Below are 15,558 nucleotides of genomic sequence, written 5' to 3'. Positions count from 1 at the left end.
TTAGAGTGTGAGCATGGTTCTGCGCGCGTGGGCCGACGACACCACGGCCCCGACCGAGCGCGTCACGGCCGCCCTGCGGCAACTCCGTGACGACCCGACAGCCCTCGGCCCGGATGCCCTCGACACCGAGGGCTGGGTCGCGCTGCTCGGGGCCTCGGGCAGCGGGCTCGAAGAGCTCTGCGAGCTCGCCGATGCGGTCCGTCGTCGCGTCACCGATCCGGAGGCGCTGACCTTCGTCGTCAACCGCAACCTGGACACCGCGGTCGCGGCGCGGCTGGGTCCGGCCGGCACCCGCGGCGCCGATCCGTCGCTCACCGACCTGGTGGCCGAGGCCGTCGAGCTCGGGGCCACCGAGATCTGCATGCAGGGGCCGTTGCCCGCCGACCGTCCGGCGGAGGACTACGTGCGACTCGTCGCGGAGATCACCGGCGCGGCCGAGGGCCTGCACCTGCACGCCTACCGCGCCGCGGAGATCGCCGACGGCGCACGCCGCTCGGGGGTCGGCGTCGCCGAGCACCTGCAGCGGCTGCGCGACGCCGGTCTCGGCTCGGTGCCGGGCACCGCGGCGCAGATCCTCGACGACGCCGTGCGGGCGTACCTGTCGCCGACGGGTACGGCGATGCCGGTGAGCGAGTGGGTCGAGGTCATCGAGACCGCCCATCGGACCGGCCTGTTCTCCACGGCCACCATCGTCTACGGCCACGTGGAGTCCCCGGAGCAGCAGGTCGCCCACCTGCGCACGCTTCTCGACATCCAGGCCCGCACCGGTGGCTTCAGCGAGCTGATCCTGATGCCGATGGTCGACACGAACACCCCGCCGCATCTTCGCGATGCCGCGACCGCCACCGCCTCGCAGCGGGAGACCCGCGCGCTGCATGCGGTGGCCCGCCTCATGTCGGCCGGACTCATCGACCATCTGCAGGTCGCGTGGACCAAGCTCGACGCCGAGACCGTCGAGAAGGTGCTCCGCGGCGGCGTCGACGACATCGGGGGAGTGCTGCTCGACGGTCGCCTGATGCCCGAGGCCGGGCCCGAGGCGGGGCGCGTGCTCGATGTCGAGATCATCGCCGACACCGCCCACCGGATCGGTCGCGTCCCGCGCCAGCGCACCACCCGCTACGGCGCTCCCGACCCCGCCCGTCTCCTCCCGATCCCGCAGGTGCATCCGTGACGGTGACCTCGCAGGGAGCAGCCCGGGACCGCGCGTCGGCGGTCGAGGTCGACGTGGCGATCGTCGGCGCCGGTTTCGCCGGCCTGGGCATGGCCACGCAGCTGGCCCGGCGCGGCCGCGAGTCCTTCGTCGTCCTCGAGCGCGCCGACGCAGTGGGCGGCACGTGGCGCGACAACGTCTACCCCGGCATCGCCTGCGACATCCCCGCGCACCTGTACTCGTTCTCCTTCCGGCCACCGGCCGACTGGGCGTCGCGGTACCCGAGCGGAGCCGAGATCCGCGACTACCTCGAGCAGACCGTCGCCGACGAGGGCTTCGCGGATCGCATCTGGCTGAGAACCGAACTGCGGCAAGCGCATTGGGACGACGCCGAGGCCCGCTGGGTGATCGCCGCGGGTGGCGCCGACGGTTCCGAGCGCACCGTCCTCGCCCGCAACCTCGTGCTGGCGGTGGGCCGGCTGTCCGAGCCGAAGATCCCCCGGATCGACGGACTCGACGGATTCCCCGGGCAGGTCGTGCACACCGCGGCCTGGCACGACGCCGTGGCGGTCGACGGCGCGCGGATCGGTGTCGTCGGCACCGGCGCGTCGGCGGTGCAGGTCATCCCGCACCTCGCCGAGACGGCCGAAGAACTCGTCGTCTTCTGCCGGACGCCACCATATGTGGTGCCCAGGGAGGACCGTCGGTACACCGAGCAGGAGCGGGCGGCGCTGCGCGATCCCGAGGTCGCGGCCGAGGTCCGGGATCGCCTCCTCACCGAGGCCGACGCCGCCTTCCGCCAGCGTCTCGGCCTGCACCCGGACATCGACGAGATCCGGGCACGCGCGCGCGACCACCTGCTGGCCCAGGTCGCCGACCCGGTGCTGCGCGAACAGCTCACCCCCGACTACGAGATCGGTTGCAAGCGAATCCTTCTCAGCGACGACTTCTATCCGGCGCTGCAGCGTCCCAACGTGGTCTTCGAGCCGAGCGCGCTGGAGTCGGTGATCGAGTCCAAGGCCACCGCCCGCAGCGGCCGCACCTACGACCTCGACGTGCTCGTCATGGCGACGGGATTCGAGGCGGCGCGCCCGCCGGCGGCCGTGCGGGTCGCCGGGCGGGGCGGACGCCGCCTGTCCGAGCACTGGTCGTCGGGGATGACCTCCTACGCCTCGACCGTGGTGAGCGGCTTTCCCAACATGTTCGTCCTCGACGGGCCGAACGCCGCGCTCGGCCACAACTCCGCCATCTACATGATCGAGACGCAGCTCGACTACGTGCTCGGCGCGCTCGACTACACCGCCGAGCGCGGTGTCCGGGTGCTCGAGGTCTCGGCCGAGGCCGAGGAAGCCTACACCCGCGAGATCGACGAGCGCAGTGCCTCCACCGTGTGGTTGACCGGTTGCGACAGTTGGTATGTCGATCCGGAGAGCCGTCGTCTCACCCTGCTGTGGCCGGGGACCGCGGCGTCGTTCCGAGAGCGCAACGGCACCTTCGATCCCGCGCCCTTCCTGACCGAACCCGACGAGGTCCGCCGATGACCGACCTGAGCATCCCGACCGTGAGAAACGCCTCGCCGCACGAGGATCCGCGACCGGACCCGAGCGCCGTCGCCGCCGCACTCGCGGCGGCCGAGAACCGGGAGCCCATCAACGTCGACCAGGCCGTCGCGCTGCTGCATTGTGCGGGCGACGATCTCACCCGGCTGCAGTCGGTCGCCGGCGCGATCCGCGACGAAGGGCTCGCCGCGATCGGCCGGCCGCGCCAGGTGACGTATTCGCGCAAGGTGTTCATCCCGCTGACGCGCCTGTGCCGGGACCGGTGCCACTACTGCACCTTCGTCACCGTGCCGGGCAAGCTCGCGCGCGCCGGGGAGGGGCTCTACCTCGAACTCGACGAGGTCGTGGATCTCGCACGTCGTGGAGCCGAACTCGGCTGCAAGGAGGCGTTGTTCACCCTCGGCGACCGCCCCGAGGGCCGCTGGCCGCAGGCCCGGGAATGGCTGACCGAGCGCGGGTACTCCTCGACGCTGGACTACGTGCGCGCCGCCGCGGTGGCCGTCCTGAACGAGACCGGCCTGCTGCCGCACCTGAATCCCGGCGTGATGAGCCTCGAGGAGTTGCGGCGGCTGCGGCCGGTGGCGCCGTCGATGGGCATGATGCTCGAGACCACCTCGCGTCGGCTGTTCACCGAGAAGGGGCAGCCGCACTACGGCAGCCCGGACAAGGACCCGCTGGTGAGGATGCAGGTCCTGCGCGACGCGGGAGCGGCCCGGGTGCCGTTCACCACGGGGATTCTCGTCGGCATCGGGGAATCCATGCGGGAGCGCGCCGAGTCGTTCTTCGCGATCGCCGACGCGCACGCCGGATCCGGACACATCCAAGAGGTCATCGTCCAGAACTTCCGGGCCAAGCCCGACACCGCGATGCGCTCCACGCCGGACGCGGAGATGACCGAGTTCCTCGCCGCGGTCGCCGTCGCGCGTATCGTCCTCGGACCCCACATGCGGGTGCAGGCGCCGCCGAACCTGGTGTCGCCGGCCGAATGCGCCGCGCTGATCGCCTCGGGCATCGACGACTGGGGCGGGGTCTCGCCGCTGACCCCGGACCACGTCAACCCGGAGCGTCCGTGGCCCAACCTCGACGCCCTCGCCGCACGCACCGCGGAGTCGGATTTCGTCCTGACCGAACGGATCACGGCACAGCCGTCGTACGTGCTCGCCGCGTCGGAGTGGATCGACCCGGCGCTCGCCGACCACGTGGGCGCGCTCTCGGACCCCGAGACCGGTCTCGCCCTCGACACCCGGCCGGTCCCGCTGCCGTGGCCCGCGGTCGCCTGAGGCTCCACGGGGTTGCGGGCTGACCGCACGAACACCGGCGACCGCGAATCTGCGGCTGCACGCGATCCTGATGCGCCGCGATCGAGCTCGGCTCGACGGCGGCTCGACCGGCTCGGCGGCGGCTCAACCGGCTCGACGGCGCCTCAACCGAGCAGCGGCGCGAGCGCCTCGTACCCGCCGATCACGTCGGTCGCGCGGTGGAGTCCGAGATCCTGCAGCGCCGCCGCGGCCAGGCTCGACGTGTAGCCCTGCTGGCAGAGGATGATCCACCGGACGTCATGGTCGGCGGCCTCGGGGATGCGGGCGTCGGAGGCCGGGTCGCAGCGCCATTCCAGGACATTGCGCTCGATGACCAACGCCTGCCCGATCTCACCCTCCTGCGCGCGCTGGGCGGCGGGCCTGATGTCGACGAGCACCGCCCCGTTCGCGAGCTCGCCGGGGACATCTGCCGCATCGAGCCGGTCGAGGCGTGCGCGGGCCTCGGCGAGTACGTCGTCGATGGTGCGGGGAGCGGGTCTGTTGCTCATCAGGGTTCGGCGCTCGCTCGGGTCCGGGCTCATTCGGGTTCGTCGGTGAGCACGGTGCGGGTCCGCCGCAGGTGGCTGCCCTCGGCCACCTCGTAGTAGGACATCGCCGTCAGCGGCGGCGAGTAGGCGTGCACGCTCAGCGTCGGGCCGGTCACGGTGATCGAGGGGTTCTGCACGACGTCGTGCACCCAGCCGAGCGGGAAGGCGGCCTGGTCGCCGGCGTCGAGAACCCGGACGTCGAGCTTCTCGCCGGTCCAGTGGTATTCCCGCAACGATCCGGACAGCACGGTCAGTGCGCCGAGCGAACCGGCGTGGTCGTGCAGTTCCGTGGCCTCGCCGGGCGTCCAGCTGATCAGCCAGACATCGACGTCGTCGTCGGCGTGGATCCGCGTCGACCAGCGGTGGACCGGGTCCCACTCCGCGGGGAGCAGATGGTCGTGCCGCCCGTCGAGGACGTCGGCGACGCCCTGGTCGGTGATCCGCAGCAGGTCGGCCGGGCGAAGCCGGGTGGGCAGATGGGTCCGTGACCGCGGGGTCTCGGCGACGAACCGCCGCCGGGTCGTCGGGTTCGGCTGGGAACGAAGGGTGGCCGCGCTCGGGCGCGAGAGGGTGGAGGTCATGGCGAATCCTCGGGGAGTGGATGTGGGTCGGGAGATCTGCGGATCAGCGACAACACATACACATCGCCCGCGAGGCCGGCTCGAACCCGCGCACGACCCACAGGCCGGTACGGGGACGGTCCACGGCGACCGGCTTCGACACGACGATCATGGGCGCCATGATGCCTGTTCGTCCGGCGCAATTCGAGAGTTGTCGGCACGCTGAGCGAAACCCCCGATCCGTGGTGCGCCGGTCCGCGGAAGACCCCCTGGCACCGTGTTCCGCCCCCGCGGGAGCCGTGTGATCCCGGCCACTGAAGCGCCCGCATGTGGCCGGGAGGCGGGGGCCGATTTCGCGGCGGGTGCACGCTCGGCGGATACTGTGGGTTGCGGTCCGATCAGCCCCGGGCCGAACCGGCGCCGACGCCGGAGAGTGTTCGACGCCGGAGCGCTCAACCCGTCGCGCCGGCAACGATCTTCCTAGCGAAGGAGTGAGTGGTGACCTACATCATCGCGGAGCCTTGCGTCGACGTCATGGACAAGGCTTGCGTGGAGGAATGCCCCGTCGACTGCATCTACGAGGGTGGGCGCATGCTCTACATCCAGCCGGATGAGTGCGTGGACTGCGGTGCGTGCGAGCCGGTGTGCCCGGTCGAGGCCATCTTCTACGAGGACGACGTCCCGGATGAGTGGGAGCCCTACGTCAGCGCCAACGCGGACTTCTTCGACGACCTCGGTTCGCCGGGCGGCGCGAGCAAGGTCGGCAAGACCGACGCCGATCCGGCGTTCATCAAGGGTCTGCCGCCCATGAACGAAGACGACTGACAGTACGAAGACGACTGACAGTACGAAGACGACTGACAGCACGAGACGACTGACAGCACGAGACGACTGACGGTGGGAGAGCCGACGCCGCCGGAACACCCGGCCGCGTCGGCATCGACCGGACGGATAGGACTGGCCTGACGTGAGCACACCCGCCTCCCGTGCAGCGGCACCGCTTCGGGTGTCGGCGACCCGCGTGAGCGGTCGGCTGCCCGACTTCCCGTGGGACACCCTCGCCGGCGCGAAGGCCGCGGCCGCGGCCCATCCGGACGGCATCGTCGACCTCTCGGTCGGCACACCCGTCGACCCGGTGCCGCAGCTGATCCGCGACGCACTCGCCGACGCGTCGGGGTTCCCGGGATATCCGACCACGATCGGCACCACCGAACTGCGCGAGGCCGCCGCCGAGTCGCTGACCCGGCGCCACGGCGTCACCAACCTCGACGCGTCGGGCATCCTGCCGGTCATCGGCACCAAGGAGGCGATCGCCGGCCTGGCCTCGACCTTCGGCCTCGGTCCGGGCGACGACGTCGTCATTCCCGAGGTCGCCTACCCGACCTACGAGGTGAGCGCCCTGCTGGCCGGTGCCCGGCCGGTCCGGGCGGATTCGACGGTCGCCCTCGGTCCGATGACGCCGGCGCTCATGTTCGTGAACTCGCCGTCGAACCCCACCGGCAAGGTGCTGCCCGTCGACCACCTGCGCAAGGTCGTCGCGTGGGCGCGCGAGCGGGGGACCGTCGTGGTCTCCGACGAGTGCTACCTGGGGCTGAACTGGGAGGGCGAGCCGGTCTCGATCCTCGACCCGCGGGTGTGCGACGGCGACCACACCGGACTCATCGCGGTGCACTCGCTGTCGAAGATCTCCAACCTCGCCTCGTATCGGGCGGGCTTCTTGGCCGGCGACACCGAGCTGCTCGCCGAACTGCTCGCGGTGCGCAAGCACGCCGGTCTGATGCTGCCGTTCCCGATCCAGGGCGCGATGACCGCCGCCCTCCGCGACGACGCGCACGTCGACGAACAGCGCGAGCGGTACGCGGCCCGGCGCGCGACGCTGCTCGCCGCGGTCGAGGCCGCAGGTTTCCGCGTCGACCACTCCGAGGCCGGCCTGTACCTGTGGGCGACCCGCGACGAACCGTGCCGGGACACCGTCGCCTGGCTGGCAGAGCGCGGAATCCTCTGCGCGCCAGGCGATTTCTACGGCCCGGCGGGGGAGAGGCACGTCCGCATGGCGCTCACCGCGACCGATGAGCGCATCGCCGCGGCCGCCGCGCGACTCACCGCCTGAACACGAACCCTCCACTCACGAAGAAACCCACGACCCCGGGGTCGTGAGTTTCTTCGCGTCAGGCGAGGTCGACGACCTCAGTCGTTCTTGTGCAGCGCCTCGTTGAGCGCGATGCCGTCGCCCTTCCACGGCACGACCTCGACCGCGCCGGTGAGGCTGTTGCGGCGGAACAGCAGGTTCGACTGACCCGCGAGCTCGCGCGCCTTGACCTGGGTGCCGTCCGGGCCGGTGACCTTGGTGCCGGCGGTCACGTAGAGGCCGGCCTCGATCACGCAGTCGTCGCCGAGCGGGATGCCGCAGCCGGAGTTCGCACCGAGCAGGCAGCGCTTGCCGAGCGAGATGATCTCCTTGCCGCCACCGGACAGGGTGCCCATCGTCGACGCGCCGCCGCCGATGTCGGAGCCGTCGCCGACCACGACGCCGGCCGAGATGCGGCCCTCGACCATCGACGAGCCGAGGGTGCCGGCGTTGAAGTTCACGAACCCCTCGTGCATGACGGTGGTGCCGGAGGCGAGGTGCGCGCCGAGCCGGATGCGGTCGGCGTCGCCGATGCGGACGCCGCCGGGGACCACGTAGTCGACCATGCGCGGGAACTTGTCGATCGAGTACACGGTGACCGGGCCGCGTGCGCGCAGCTTGGCGCGCACGGTCTCGAAGTCCTCGATCTGGCAGGGGCCGTGGTTGGTCCACACGACGTTCGTCAGCAACCCGAAGATGCCCTCGAGGTTGGCGCCGTGCGGCTTGATCAGCCGGTGGGAGAGCAGGTGCAGCCGGAGGTAGACGTCATAGGCGTCGACCGGGGCGGCCGACAGGTCGGCGATGCCGGTGTGGACGGCCACCGTCTTCACGCCGCGGGCCTCGTCGGTGCCGACGAGTTCGCGCAGCTCGGCCGGGGTGTTCTCGGCGTCGAGGACGACGGTCTCGGCGGTCTCGACGCCGTCGAGCTCGGGCTTGGGGAACCAGACGTCGAGCACGACCCCGGGGTTCGCGCCCCCGTCGGTCACGGTTGCGATGCCTGTTGCGTGTGCGCCAGTAGTTGTCACGGGACGTCAGTCTAGGTGATCGACCGGCTGCCGCCCGCCCGGCCTCCATTCGCCCGCGGACGGTCGACGCCGCGCCGGGTCGGGTCATCCGAACGGCACAAAGACCTGGTGGCACGGGGTGCCGACTCGTAACGTCGCTGCCATGACCGGCCCTGTCCCACCGCCCTCGGCGCCACCCGGACCGACCCCGCCCCGGCCCGTCCGGCGGCGCCGGTGGCCCTGGGTGCTCGGCGGCGCGGGGGTCGTGGTCGCCGTCGCGCTGGCGGCCGCCGCGGTGCTCTTCCAGCCCTGGCTGGTCTTCGTCGACACCGAGATCGACGACGAGATCCCCGTCGCGGCCACACCGACGACGCCGGGGGACCACACGCCGGATGGCGGCCAGGCGCCGCCTGCGGGCCCGGTGGTCCTCGCGCAGGGGCGCCTCATCGGTCACGAGCACTCCACCTCGGGCGCGGTGTCGGTCATCGAGAAGCCCGACGGGTCGCGGATTCTCGCGATCGAGGACCTCGACACCACCACCGGCCCCGACGTCCATGTCTGGCTGTCGCAGGCCGAGGTGGTGGAGGGCTTGTCCGGATGGCGCACCGCGGCCGGGCCGCCTCACGTCGACCTCGGGATGATCAAGGGCAACAAGGGCGACCAGGTCTACGAGATCCCCGCCTGGGTCGACCTCGACGCCTACCCGTCGGTGTTCCTGTGGTGCGCGCGGTTCAGCGTGTCCTTCGGCGCGGCCGAGCTGACCCCGACCTCCGGGGCCTCCTGGTGAGACGCCGGGGGATACCGTTGACCACGTGAGCACACTCGACCTCGCCGCCGATCCCGTCGAACTGACCGCCGCCCTCGTCGACATCGAGAGCGAATCGCGCAACGAGTCCGCGATCGCCGACGCGGTCGAGGCCGCCCTGCGGGAGCAGACGACGGGATTCGAGGTCCTGCGCCACGGCAACCGCGTGCTCGCCCGGACGAACCTCGGTCGTGCCCAGCGGGTCATCCTCGCCGGTCACCTCGACACCGTGCCGGTGGCCGGCAACCTGCCCTCGCGCCGCGAGAACCACCCCACCGAGGGCGACATCCTCCACGGCTGCGGCACCGTCGACATGAAGTCCGGTGACGCGGTCTTCCTCCACCTCGCGGCGACCATCGCCGAACCCGCACACGACCTGACCCTGATCTTCTACGACTGCGAGGAGATCGCGGCCGAGTTCAACGGCCTCAACGACGTCGAGCGGGAGTTGCCGGAGTGGCTCGCCGGCGACGTCGCGATCCTGGGCGAGCCGACCGGCGGGCTCATCGAGGCCGGATGCCAGGGGACCCTGCGGGTGCGGCTGTCGACCTCCGGCACCCGTGCCCATTCGGCGCGTTCGTGGATGGGCGACAACGCGATCCACAAGCTCGGCGGGGTGCTCACCACCCTCGCCGCCTACGAGCCGCGGCGCGTCGACATCGACGGCTGCGAGTACCGCGAGGGGCTCTCGGCGGTCGCGGTCGCCGGCGGCGTGGCAGGCAACGTCATCCCCGACGCCGCGCACGTCGACGTCAACTTCCGCTTCGCACCCGATCGCTCGGTGGAGCAGGCCCTCGACCACGTGCGGGAGGTCTTCGCGGCCGACCTCGCCGACGGCACGGTCACGCTCGAGGTGACCGACGCCGCGGCCGGGGCCCTGCCCGGACTCGACCGTCCCGCGGCGGCCGCGCTCGTCGAGGCGGCGCAGGGGCGCTTCCGCGCGAAGTACGGCTGGACCGACGTCTCGCGGTTCTCCGCGCTCGGCATCCCGGCGGTCAATCTCGGCCCGGGCGACCCGAACCTCGCCCATCGCCGCGACGAGCGCGTTCCGGTGGCGCAGATCCGCGAGGTCACCGAGCTGCTGCGCGCCTACCTGTCCTGAGCTGCGGTCGGCGCCCCGGGCGCGAGACCGTGACGCGGGCTCGTCGTTGACCGGGCTCTTCGTCACGCGCTGCTAGCGTCGATCGCATGTCGAATCCGGAACCTCCCACGAACGATCCCGAGGCCGACGACGCCTTGTACATCGGGCCGATCCGCGTCCGTCCGCAGCAACGTCTGGGCAAGACCACCGACCGTCGCCTCCTCGAGTGGGTGGACCCGCGCGACGCCGAGCGTCGCGCCGAGCGCACGATGCGCGACTCGTGGCGGGTCCTGCGCATCCAGTCGGAGTTCGTCGCCGGCTTCGACGCGATGAGCGAGGTGGCCGAGGCGGTCACGGTCTTCGGATCCGCCCGGATGAAGCCGGACTCCCCGGAGTACGCGCTCGGCGTGGAGGTCGGTCGCGCGCTCGGCGAGGCGGGCTACGCCGTCATCACCGGCGGCGGTCCCGGCGCGATGCAGGCGGCCAACCAGGGCGCCCACCAGGCGGGCGCCCAGTCGATCGGCCTCAACATCGAGCTGCCCTTCGAGCAGACGCTGAACCCGTGGGTCGACCTCGGCATGAACTTCCGCTACTTCTTCGTCCGCAAGACGATGTTCGTCAAGTACGCGGTCGGCTTCGTCTGCCTGCCCGGCGGCCTGGGAACGCTCGACGAGCTGTTCGAGGCGCTGACCCTGGTCCAGACCAAGAAGGTCGTGCGCTTCCCGATCGTGCTCGTGGGCACCGAGTTCTGGGCGGGCCTGCTCGACTGGATGCGCGACGTGCTGGTCGCCCGCGGCATGATCGCCGCCGAGGATCTCGATCTGCTGACCGTCGTCGACGAGCCGGAGGACGTGGTCGCCGCGATCCACGCGACCGCGGTGGCGCGGCCCTCGGACCGGCCGTCGGCCGCAGATGGCACGATGACCCGGTGAGTGCCGTCTGCGTCTACTGTTCGTCGGGCACCGTCGAACAGCGTTTCATCGATCTCGCCGCGGAGGTGGGTACCGCTCTGGCGGAGGCCGGCCACACGATCGTCTCCGGCGGCGGCAACATCTCCATGATGGGTGCGCTGGTCACCGCGGCGCGAGCGGCCGACGGCCACACCGTCGGGATCATCCCGCGGTCCCTCATGGACCGCGAGGTCGCCGACCTCGGGTCCGACGAACTCGTCGTCACCGAGACCATGCGCGAGCGCAAGCGGCTCATGGACGAGCGCGCCGACGGTTTCATCACGCTCCCGGGGGGTATCGGAACCCTCGAGGAGCTGTTCGAGACCTGGACCGGCGGCTACCTCGGGATGCACGACAAGCCCGTGGTGCTGCTCGATCCTTTCGATTTCTACGCGCCGCTGCTGACCTGGCTGCGAGAGTTGTCGACAACCGGTTTCGTCTCCCAGCGCTCGTTGGATCGGCTGCTCGTCACGTCGTCGGTCGACGAGGCGCTGGAGTTGGCGACTCGGGGGTAGAAGTTTTCTTACCGGCCGGTAAGGTATCGCGCGTGAGTGCGCGGGGCACTCAATGACGCCCAGCGGAGAGCGGAGGCCACATGTCCCCAGACATCCAGCGCAAGGACGTCCAGACGGACACGTCTGCAGACTCGAGCGCGAGCTCGTCGACCCTGGAGGACGCCGGGAACACGAAGACCACCAAGGACGCGGTGAAGACCGTAGGGGTGCGCGACCTGCTGCGCGGCGTGGTGAAGATGGCGCCGCAGGCGGCCGGGATGCTCAAGCACGCGCCGGGACTGATCCGGCGTCCCCCGGAGGCGAAGAAGACCATCGGCTCGGTCTTCCAGAAGCTCGCCCACGCCCATCCGGACCGGCCGTTCGTCCGGTTCGAGGGTCGCACCACCACCTACGGCGAGGCCAACCGGCGGGTGAACCGTTACGCCGCAGTCCTTTCCGAGGCGGGGGTGGGCAAGGGTGACGTCGTCGCGATCCTGAGCAAGAACAACGCGACCGATCTCCTGCTGATGCTGGCGACGGTCAAACTCGGCGCGGTCGCGGGGATGCTGAACTACAACCAGCGCGGCGAGGTGCTCGAACACTCGATGAAGCTGCTCGACGCCACCGTGCTCGTCTACGACCCGGAGTGCGGCGAGGCGCTCGAGTCGGTGTCGGAATCGATTCTGCCCGAACACGTCTACGACTTCGCCGCGTTCGACGAGGCGGCCGAGGACAAGCCGGACACCGACCCGGAGATCACCGCGCAGCTGCCGGCGTCGACCAAGGCCTTCTACATCTTCACGTCCGGCACGACCGGCAAGCCCAAGGCCAGCGTGATGAGCCACAACCGGTGGCTCGCCAGCTACTCGGGCATCGGCGGGCTGGCGGTGCGGCTGCGTCCCAGCGACACCATGTACGTGCCGCTGCCGCTGTACCACAACAACGCGCTGTCGGTCTCGCTCGCGTCGGTGCTCGCCTCCGGCGCCTGCATCGCGATCGGCAGGTCGTTCTCGGCGTCGAAGTTCTGGGACGACGTGATCCTCAACCGCGCCACCGCGTTCTGCTACATCGGCGAGCTGGGCCGCTACCTGCTGGCCCAGCCGCCCAAGCCCACCGATCGCCGGCACTCGGTCCACACCGTGGTCGGCAACGGCATGCGGCCGGAGATCTGGGACGAGTTCCGCGAGCGCTTCGGCATCGACCGCGTGGTCGAGTTCTACGGCGCCAGCGAGCTCAACCTCGCCTTCGTCAACGCGTTCACCGTCGACAAGACGGCCGGTTTCTGTCCGCTGCCGTACAAGATCGTCGAGTACGACGAGGAGGGCAATCCCAAGCGCGGCGCCGACGGCCGCCTGACGGAGGTCGGCAAGGGCGGCACGGGCCTGCTCCTCGCCGAGATCTCCGACCGGGTGCCCGTCGACGGGTACACCGACGAGGCCGAGACCGAGAAGAAGATCGTCCGCGACGCCTTCAAGAAGGGCGACGCCTACTTCAACTCCGGCGACCTCGTGCGCGACCAGGGCTGGATGCACATCTCCTTCGTCGACCGCCTCGGCGACACCTTCCGGTGGAAGGGCGAGAACGTGGCGACCACGGAGGTCGAGGGCGCGGTCGACGCGTTCGACGGCATCGCGCAGTCGGTGGCCTACGGCGTGGAGGTGCCCGGCACCGACGGTCGTGCCGGGATGGTCGCGGTGAAGCTGCGCGAGGGCACCGACCTCGACACGAAGGCGCTGGCCCAGCACCTCTACGAGGCGCTGCCGAGCTACGCGGTGCCGCTCTTCGTCCGCGTCGTCGACGACTTCGAGCAGACCTCCACTTTCAAGAACCGTAAGGTCGAACTCCGCAAGGAAGGTTATGCGGACGCGGACCCGGAGACGGTCTACGTCCTCGCCGGACGGGAGAAGGGCTACGTGGAGTACTACGACGACTACCCCGCGGACGTGGCGGCCGCCAAGGTCCCCAAGGGATGACGGTCTCGCCGACCCTCTGCGGCCGGCCGGTCGCCACCGATCGGGCCCTGATCATGGCGATCGTGAACCGGACACCCGACTCGTTCTACGACCGCGGCGCCAGCTTCGACGACGAGGCGGCGCAGCGGCGCGTGCACCAGGTCGTCGCCGAGGGCACCGACATCATCGACGTGGGCGGGGTCAAGGCGGGGCCGGGTGAGGAGGTCGACGCGCAGACCGAGGTACAGCGCGTCGTGCCGATGATCGCCTGGATCCGCGAGCAGTACCCGGACGTGCTGATCAGCATCGACACCTGGCGCAGCGAGGTCGCCGACCGCGCCTGCGCGGCGGGTGCCGACATCGTCAACGACACCTGGGCCGGATACGACCCCGACATCGTCGAGGTGGCCGCGGCACGGGGTGCGGGGATCGTCTGCTCGCATACCGGAGGCGCGCGCGTGCGCACCCGTCCGCATCGGGTCGGCTACGGCGACGCCGTGGACGATGTGGTCGACGACGTGGTGGCAGAGGTGACCGCGGCGGCCGAGCGCGCCCTCGCGGCGGGCGTGCGTCGGGATTCGATCGTTATCGATCCGACGCACGATTTCGGCAAGAATACGCACCACGGGCTGGCTCTGTTACGCCGTGTGAAAGATCTTGTTAACACCGGCTGGCCGGTGCTCATGGCGCTGAGCAACAAGGACTTCGTGGGGGAGACTCTGGGTACAGACCTAGAGCACCGGTTGGAGGGAACTCTCGCCGCGACGAGTCTGGCCGCCGAACACGGTGCCCGGATCTTTCGCGTTCACGAGGTCGCCGCCACCCGGCGCGTGGTCGACATGGTCGCTGCCATCGCGGGAAGTAGACCACCCGCCCGAACAGTCAGGGGACTCGCATGACCAAGCAGCAGAAGCGACGTACACCCACCGTCATCAGTCGGGACAAGGCCGCCGTGTGGCCGACGCCCGCGGAGGCATCCGGCTCCAAGCAGCTCTGGTCGTCAACCCACACCTGGGAGAAGCCCGACTGGACGATCGACGAGCTCGTCGCCGCGAAGGACGGACGCACCGTCTCGGTGGTGCTCCCCGCGCTCAACGAGGAGGAGACGGTCGCCGACGTCATCGCCTCGATCATGCCGTTGTACGGCACGCTGGTCGACGAACTGATCGTCCTCGACTCCGGGTCCACCGACGCCACCGCCGAGCGCGCCCGCGCCGCCGGGGCGCGGGTGATCAGCCGTGAGGAGGCCGTGCCCGAGCTCGAGCCCGTCAAGGGCAAGGGCGAGGTGCTGTGGCGGTCGATCGCCGCGACCACCGGCGACATCATCGCCTTCGTCGACTCCGACCTCATCGACCCGGATCCGATGTTCGTGCCCAAGATGCTGGGTCCGCTGCTCATCAACCCGGAGATCCACCTGGTCAAGGGTTACTACCGCCGTCCGCTGCTGACCGGCGGCGCCCAGGACGCCAACGGGGGCGGCCGCGTCACCGAGCTGGTCGCCCGGCCGCTGCTGGCGTCGCAGAAGCCCGAGCTCACCGCGGTGCTGCAGCCGCTCGGCGGTGAGTACGCCGGCACCCGGGAGATGTTGTCGGCGGTTCCGTTCGCGCCCGGCTACGGCGTCGAGATCGGTCTGCTCATCGACACCTACGACCGCTACGGCCTGAACGGCATCGGCCAGGTCAACCTGGGCGTGCGCACGCACCGCAACCGGCCGCTGGTGGAACTCGGCGTGATGAGCCGCCAGATCGTCGGCACCTTGATGCGCCGGTGCGGCATCGAGGACTCCGGCGTCGGGCTCACCCAGTTCACCGCCGAACCCGACGGCACGTTCACGCCGCACACCACCGAGGTCTATCTCGAGGACCGGCCGCCGATGAACACGCTGCGGGCGATGGGTGCCAAGGAGATGGCCTCCTAGCCGCCCCGAGCGACCCCCGAGCTCCCGGCGACACCGCGACACGCAGACCGCGCGTCGTCCGGGTGTCGCCGGAGTCGTGTCCGGCCCGTCTGCCGATCCCGGAGGCTCCGT

The 15,558-nt window shown here is 70.6% G+C and carries 15 protein-coding genes; 12 read left to right on the top strand and 3 right to left on the bottom strand.

Going from position 1 to position 15,558, the window contains the following annotated elements; all coding sequences use genetic code 11:
- The first annotated feature begins 13 nt into the window (after nt 1-13).
- From E1P53_RS01540 to cofG, 3 genes are read left to right on the top strand one after another with little or no spacing between them, the layout of a single operon-like run.
- Nucleotides 14-1,171: an FO synthase gene (locus E1P53_RS01540; RefSeq protein WP_131733250.1), complete on the top strand. Its 1,158-nt coding sequence runs from the start codon at nt 14-16 to the stop codon at nt 1,169-1,171.
- On the top strand, nt 1,168-2,691 hold the full coding sequence (locus E1P53_RS01535) for a flavin-containing monooxygenase (RefSeq protein WP_109237412.1): 1,524 nt from the start codon (nt 1,168-1,170) through the stop codon (nt 2,689-2,691). Before E1P53_RS01540 ends, E1P53_RS01535 begins: the two co-directional genes overlap by 4 nt.
- Nucleotides 2,688-3,989, top strand: coding sequence for a 7,8-didemethyl-8-hydroxy-5-deazariboflavin synthase CofG (cofG, locus tag E1P53_RS01530; protein ID WP_131733249.1), 1,302 nt, complete (start codon nt 2,688-2,690; stop codon nt 3,987-3,989). Before E1P53_RS01535 ends, cofG begins: the two co-directional genes overlap by 4 nt.
- 143 nt (nt 3,990-4,132) lie before the next feature.
- Here cofG and E1P53_RS01525 read toward each other — a convergent pair whose 3' ends face one another.
- Both E1P53_RS01525 and E1P53_RS01520 read right to left on the bottom strand, forming a co-directional pair.
- The gene (locus E1P53_RS01525) at nt 4,133-4,516 is read right to left on the bottom strand and encodes a rhodanese-like domain-containing protein (RefSeq protein ID WP_181954786.1); all 384 of its coding nucleotides are present in this window, start codon (nt 4,514-4,516) and stop codon (nt 4,133-4,135) included.
- 29 nt (nt 4,517-4,545) lie between these two features.
- Nucleotides 4,546-5,136: a cysteine dioxygenase gene (locus E1P53_RS01520; RefSeq protein WP_131733248.1), complete on the bottom strand. Its 591-nt coding sequence runs from the start codon at nt 5,134-5,136 to the stop codon at nt 4,546-4,548.
- Nucleotides 5,137-5,610: 474 nt separating this feature from the next.
- Between E1P53_RS01520 and fdxA the strand changes: the two genes are divergently transcribed.
- Nucleotides 5,611-5,940 carry a ferredoxin gene (gene fdxA, locus E1P53_RS01515; protein ID WP_006898627.1) on the top strand — a complete coding sequence of 110 codons (330 nt, stop codon included), beginning with the start codon at nt 5,611-5,613 and terminating at the stop codon, nt 5,938-5,940.
- A gap of 142 nt (nt 5,941-6,082) precedes the next feature.
- Complete coding sequence (gene dapC, locus E1P53_RS01510) at nt 6,083-7,225, top strand: succinyldiaminopimelate transaminase (protein ID WP_131733247.1); 1,143 nt, start codon at nt 6,083-6,085, stop codon at nt 7,223-7,225.
- A gap of 77 nt (nt 7,226-7,302) precedes the next feature.
- Here dapC and dapD read toward each other — a convergent pair whose 3' ends face one another.
- Nucleotides 7,303-8,268 carry a 2,3,4,5-tetrahydropyridine-2,6-dicarboxylate N-succinyltransferase gene (gene dapD, locus E1P53_RS01505; protein ID WP_083900168.1) on the bottom strand — a complete coding sequence of 322 codons (966 nt, stop codon included), beginning with the start codon at nt 8,266-8,268 and terminating at the stop codon, nt 7,303-7,305.
- Between the two features lie 223 nt (nt 8,269-8,491).
- Here dapD and E1P53_RS01500 point away from each other — a divergent pair, with 223 nt between their 5' ends.
- From E1P53_RS01500 to E1P53_RS01470, 7 genes are all read left to right on the top strand, one after another.
- Nucleotides 8,492-9,034, top strand: a complete 543-nt coding sequence (locus tag E1P53_RS01500) for a DM13 domain-containing protein (protein ID WP_131733325.1) — start codon at nt 8,492-8,494, stop codon at nt 9,032-9,034.
- 25 nt (nt 9,035-9,059) lie between these two features.
- Complete coding sequence (gene dapE, locus E1P53_RS01495; protein WP_006898623.1) at nt 9,060-10,154, top strand: succinyl-diaminopimelate desuccinylase; 1,095 nt, start codon at nt 9,060-9,062, stop codon at nt 10,152-10,154.
- Nucleotides 10,155-10,240: 86 nt separating this feature from the next.
- A complete protein-coding gene (locus E1P53_RS01490; RefSeq protein WP_006898622.1) occupies nt 10,241-11,065 on the top strand; it encodes an LOG family protein in 825 nt (274 codons plus the stop codon).
- Nucleotides 11,062-11,598: an LOG family protein gene (locus E1P53_RS01485; protein WP_131733246.1), complete on the top strand. Its 537-nt coding sequence runs from the start codon at nt 11,062-11,064 to the stop codon at nt 11,596-11,598. The genes E1P53_RS01490 and E1P53_RS01485 overlap by 4 nt, the downstream gene beginning before the upstream one ends.
- Before the next feature lie 80 nt (nt 11,599-11,678).
- Nucleotides 11,679-13,550, top strand: a complete 1,872-nt coding sequence (locus tag E1P53_RS01480; RefSeq protein ID WP_131733245.1) for a long-chain-acyl-CoA synthetase — start codon at nt 11,679-11,681, stop codon at nt 13,548-13,550.
- Nucleotides 13,547-14,428: a dihydropteroate synthase gene (gene folP / locus E1P53_RS01475; protein WP_006898619.1), complete on the top strand. Its 882-nt coding sequence runs from the start codon at nt 13,547-13,549 to the stop codon at nt 14,426-14,428. Before E1P53_RS01480 ends, folP begins: the two co-directional genes overlap by 4 nt.
- Nucleotides 14,425-15,447, top strand: a complete 1,023-nt coding sequence (locus E1P53_RS01470) for a glucosyl-3-phosphoglycerate synthase (protein ID WP_131733244.1) — start codon at nt 14,425-14,427, stop codon at nt 15,445-15,447. The genes folP and E1P53_RS01470 overlap by 4 nt, the downstream gene beginning before the upstream one ends.
- Nucleotides 15,448-15,558: the final 111 nt, after the last annotated feature.

Origin of the sequence: Gordonia paraffinivorans, from assembly GCF_900683595.1 — a bacterium.
GTDB lineage: Bacteria > Actinomycetota > Actinomycetes > Mycobacteriales > Mycobacteriaceae > Gordonia > Gordonia paraffinivorans.
Note: the sequence above shows the minus strand (reverse complement) of the source record. Positions and strands in the feature narration are given on the sequence as shown.

What these genes read in the sequence shown, in the direction of transcription:
- E1P53_RS01540 (WP_131733250.1), top strand. Translation starts at nt 14, where the DNA reads ATGGTTCTGCGCGCGTGGGCCGACGACACCACGGCCCCGACCGAGCGC.
- cofG (WP_131733249.1), top strand. Translation starts at nt 2,688, where the DNA reads ATGACCGACCTGAGCATCCCGACCGTGAGAAACGCCTCGCCGCACGAG.
- E1P53_RS01525 (WP_181954786.1), bottom strand. Translation starts at nt 4,516, where the DNA reads ATGAGCAACAGACCCGCTCCCCGCACCATCGACGACGTACTCGCCGAG.
- E1P53_RS01520 (WP_131733248.1), bottom strand. Translation starts at nt 5,136, where the DNA reads ATGACCTCCACCCTCTCGCGCCCGAGCGCGGCCACCCTTCGTTCCCAG.
- E1P53_RS01490 (WP_006898622.1), top strand. Translation starts at nt 10,241, where the DNA reads ATGTCGAATCCGGAACCTCCCACGAACGATCCCGAGGCCGACGACGCC.
- E1P53_RS01480 (WP_131733245.1), top strand. Translation starts at nt 11,679, where the DNA reads ATGTCCCCAGACATCCAGCGCAAGGACGTCCAGACGGACACGTCTGCA.
- folP (WP_006898619.1), top strand. Translation starts at nt 13,547, where the DNA reads ATGACGGTCTCGCCGACCCTCTGCGGCCGGCCGGTCGCCACCGATCGG.
- E1P53_RS01470 (WP_131733244.1), top strand. Translation starts at nt 14,425, where the DNA reads ATGACCAAGCAGCAGAAGCGACGTACACCCACCGTCATCAGTCGGGAC.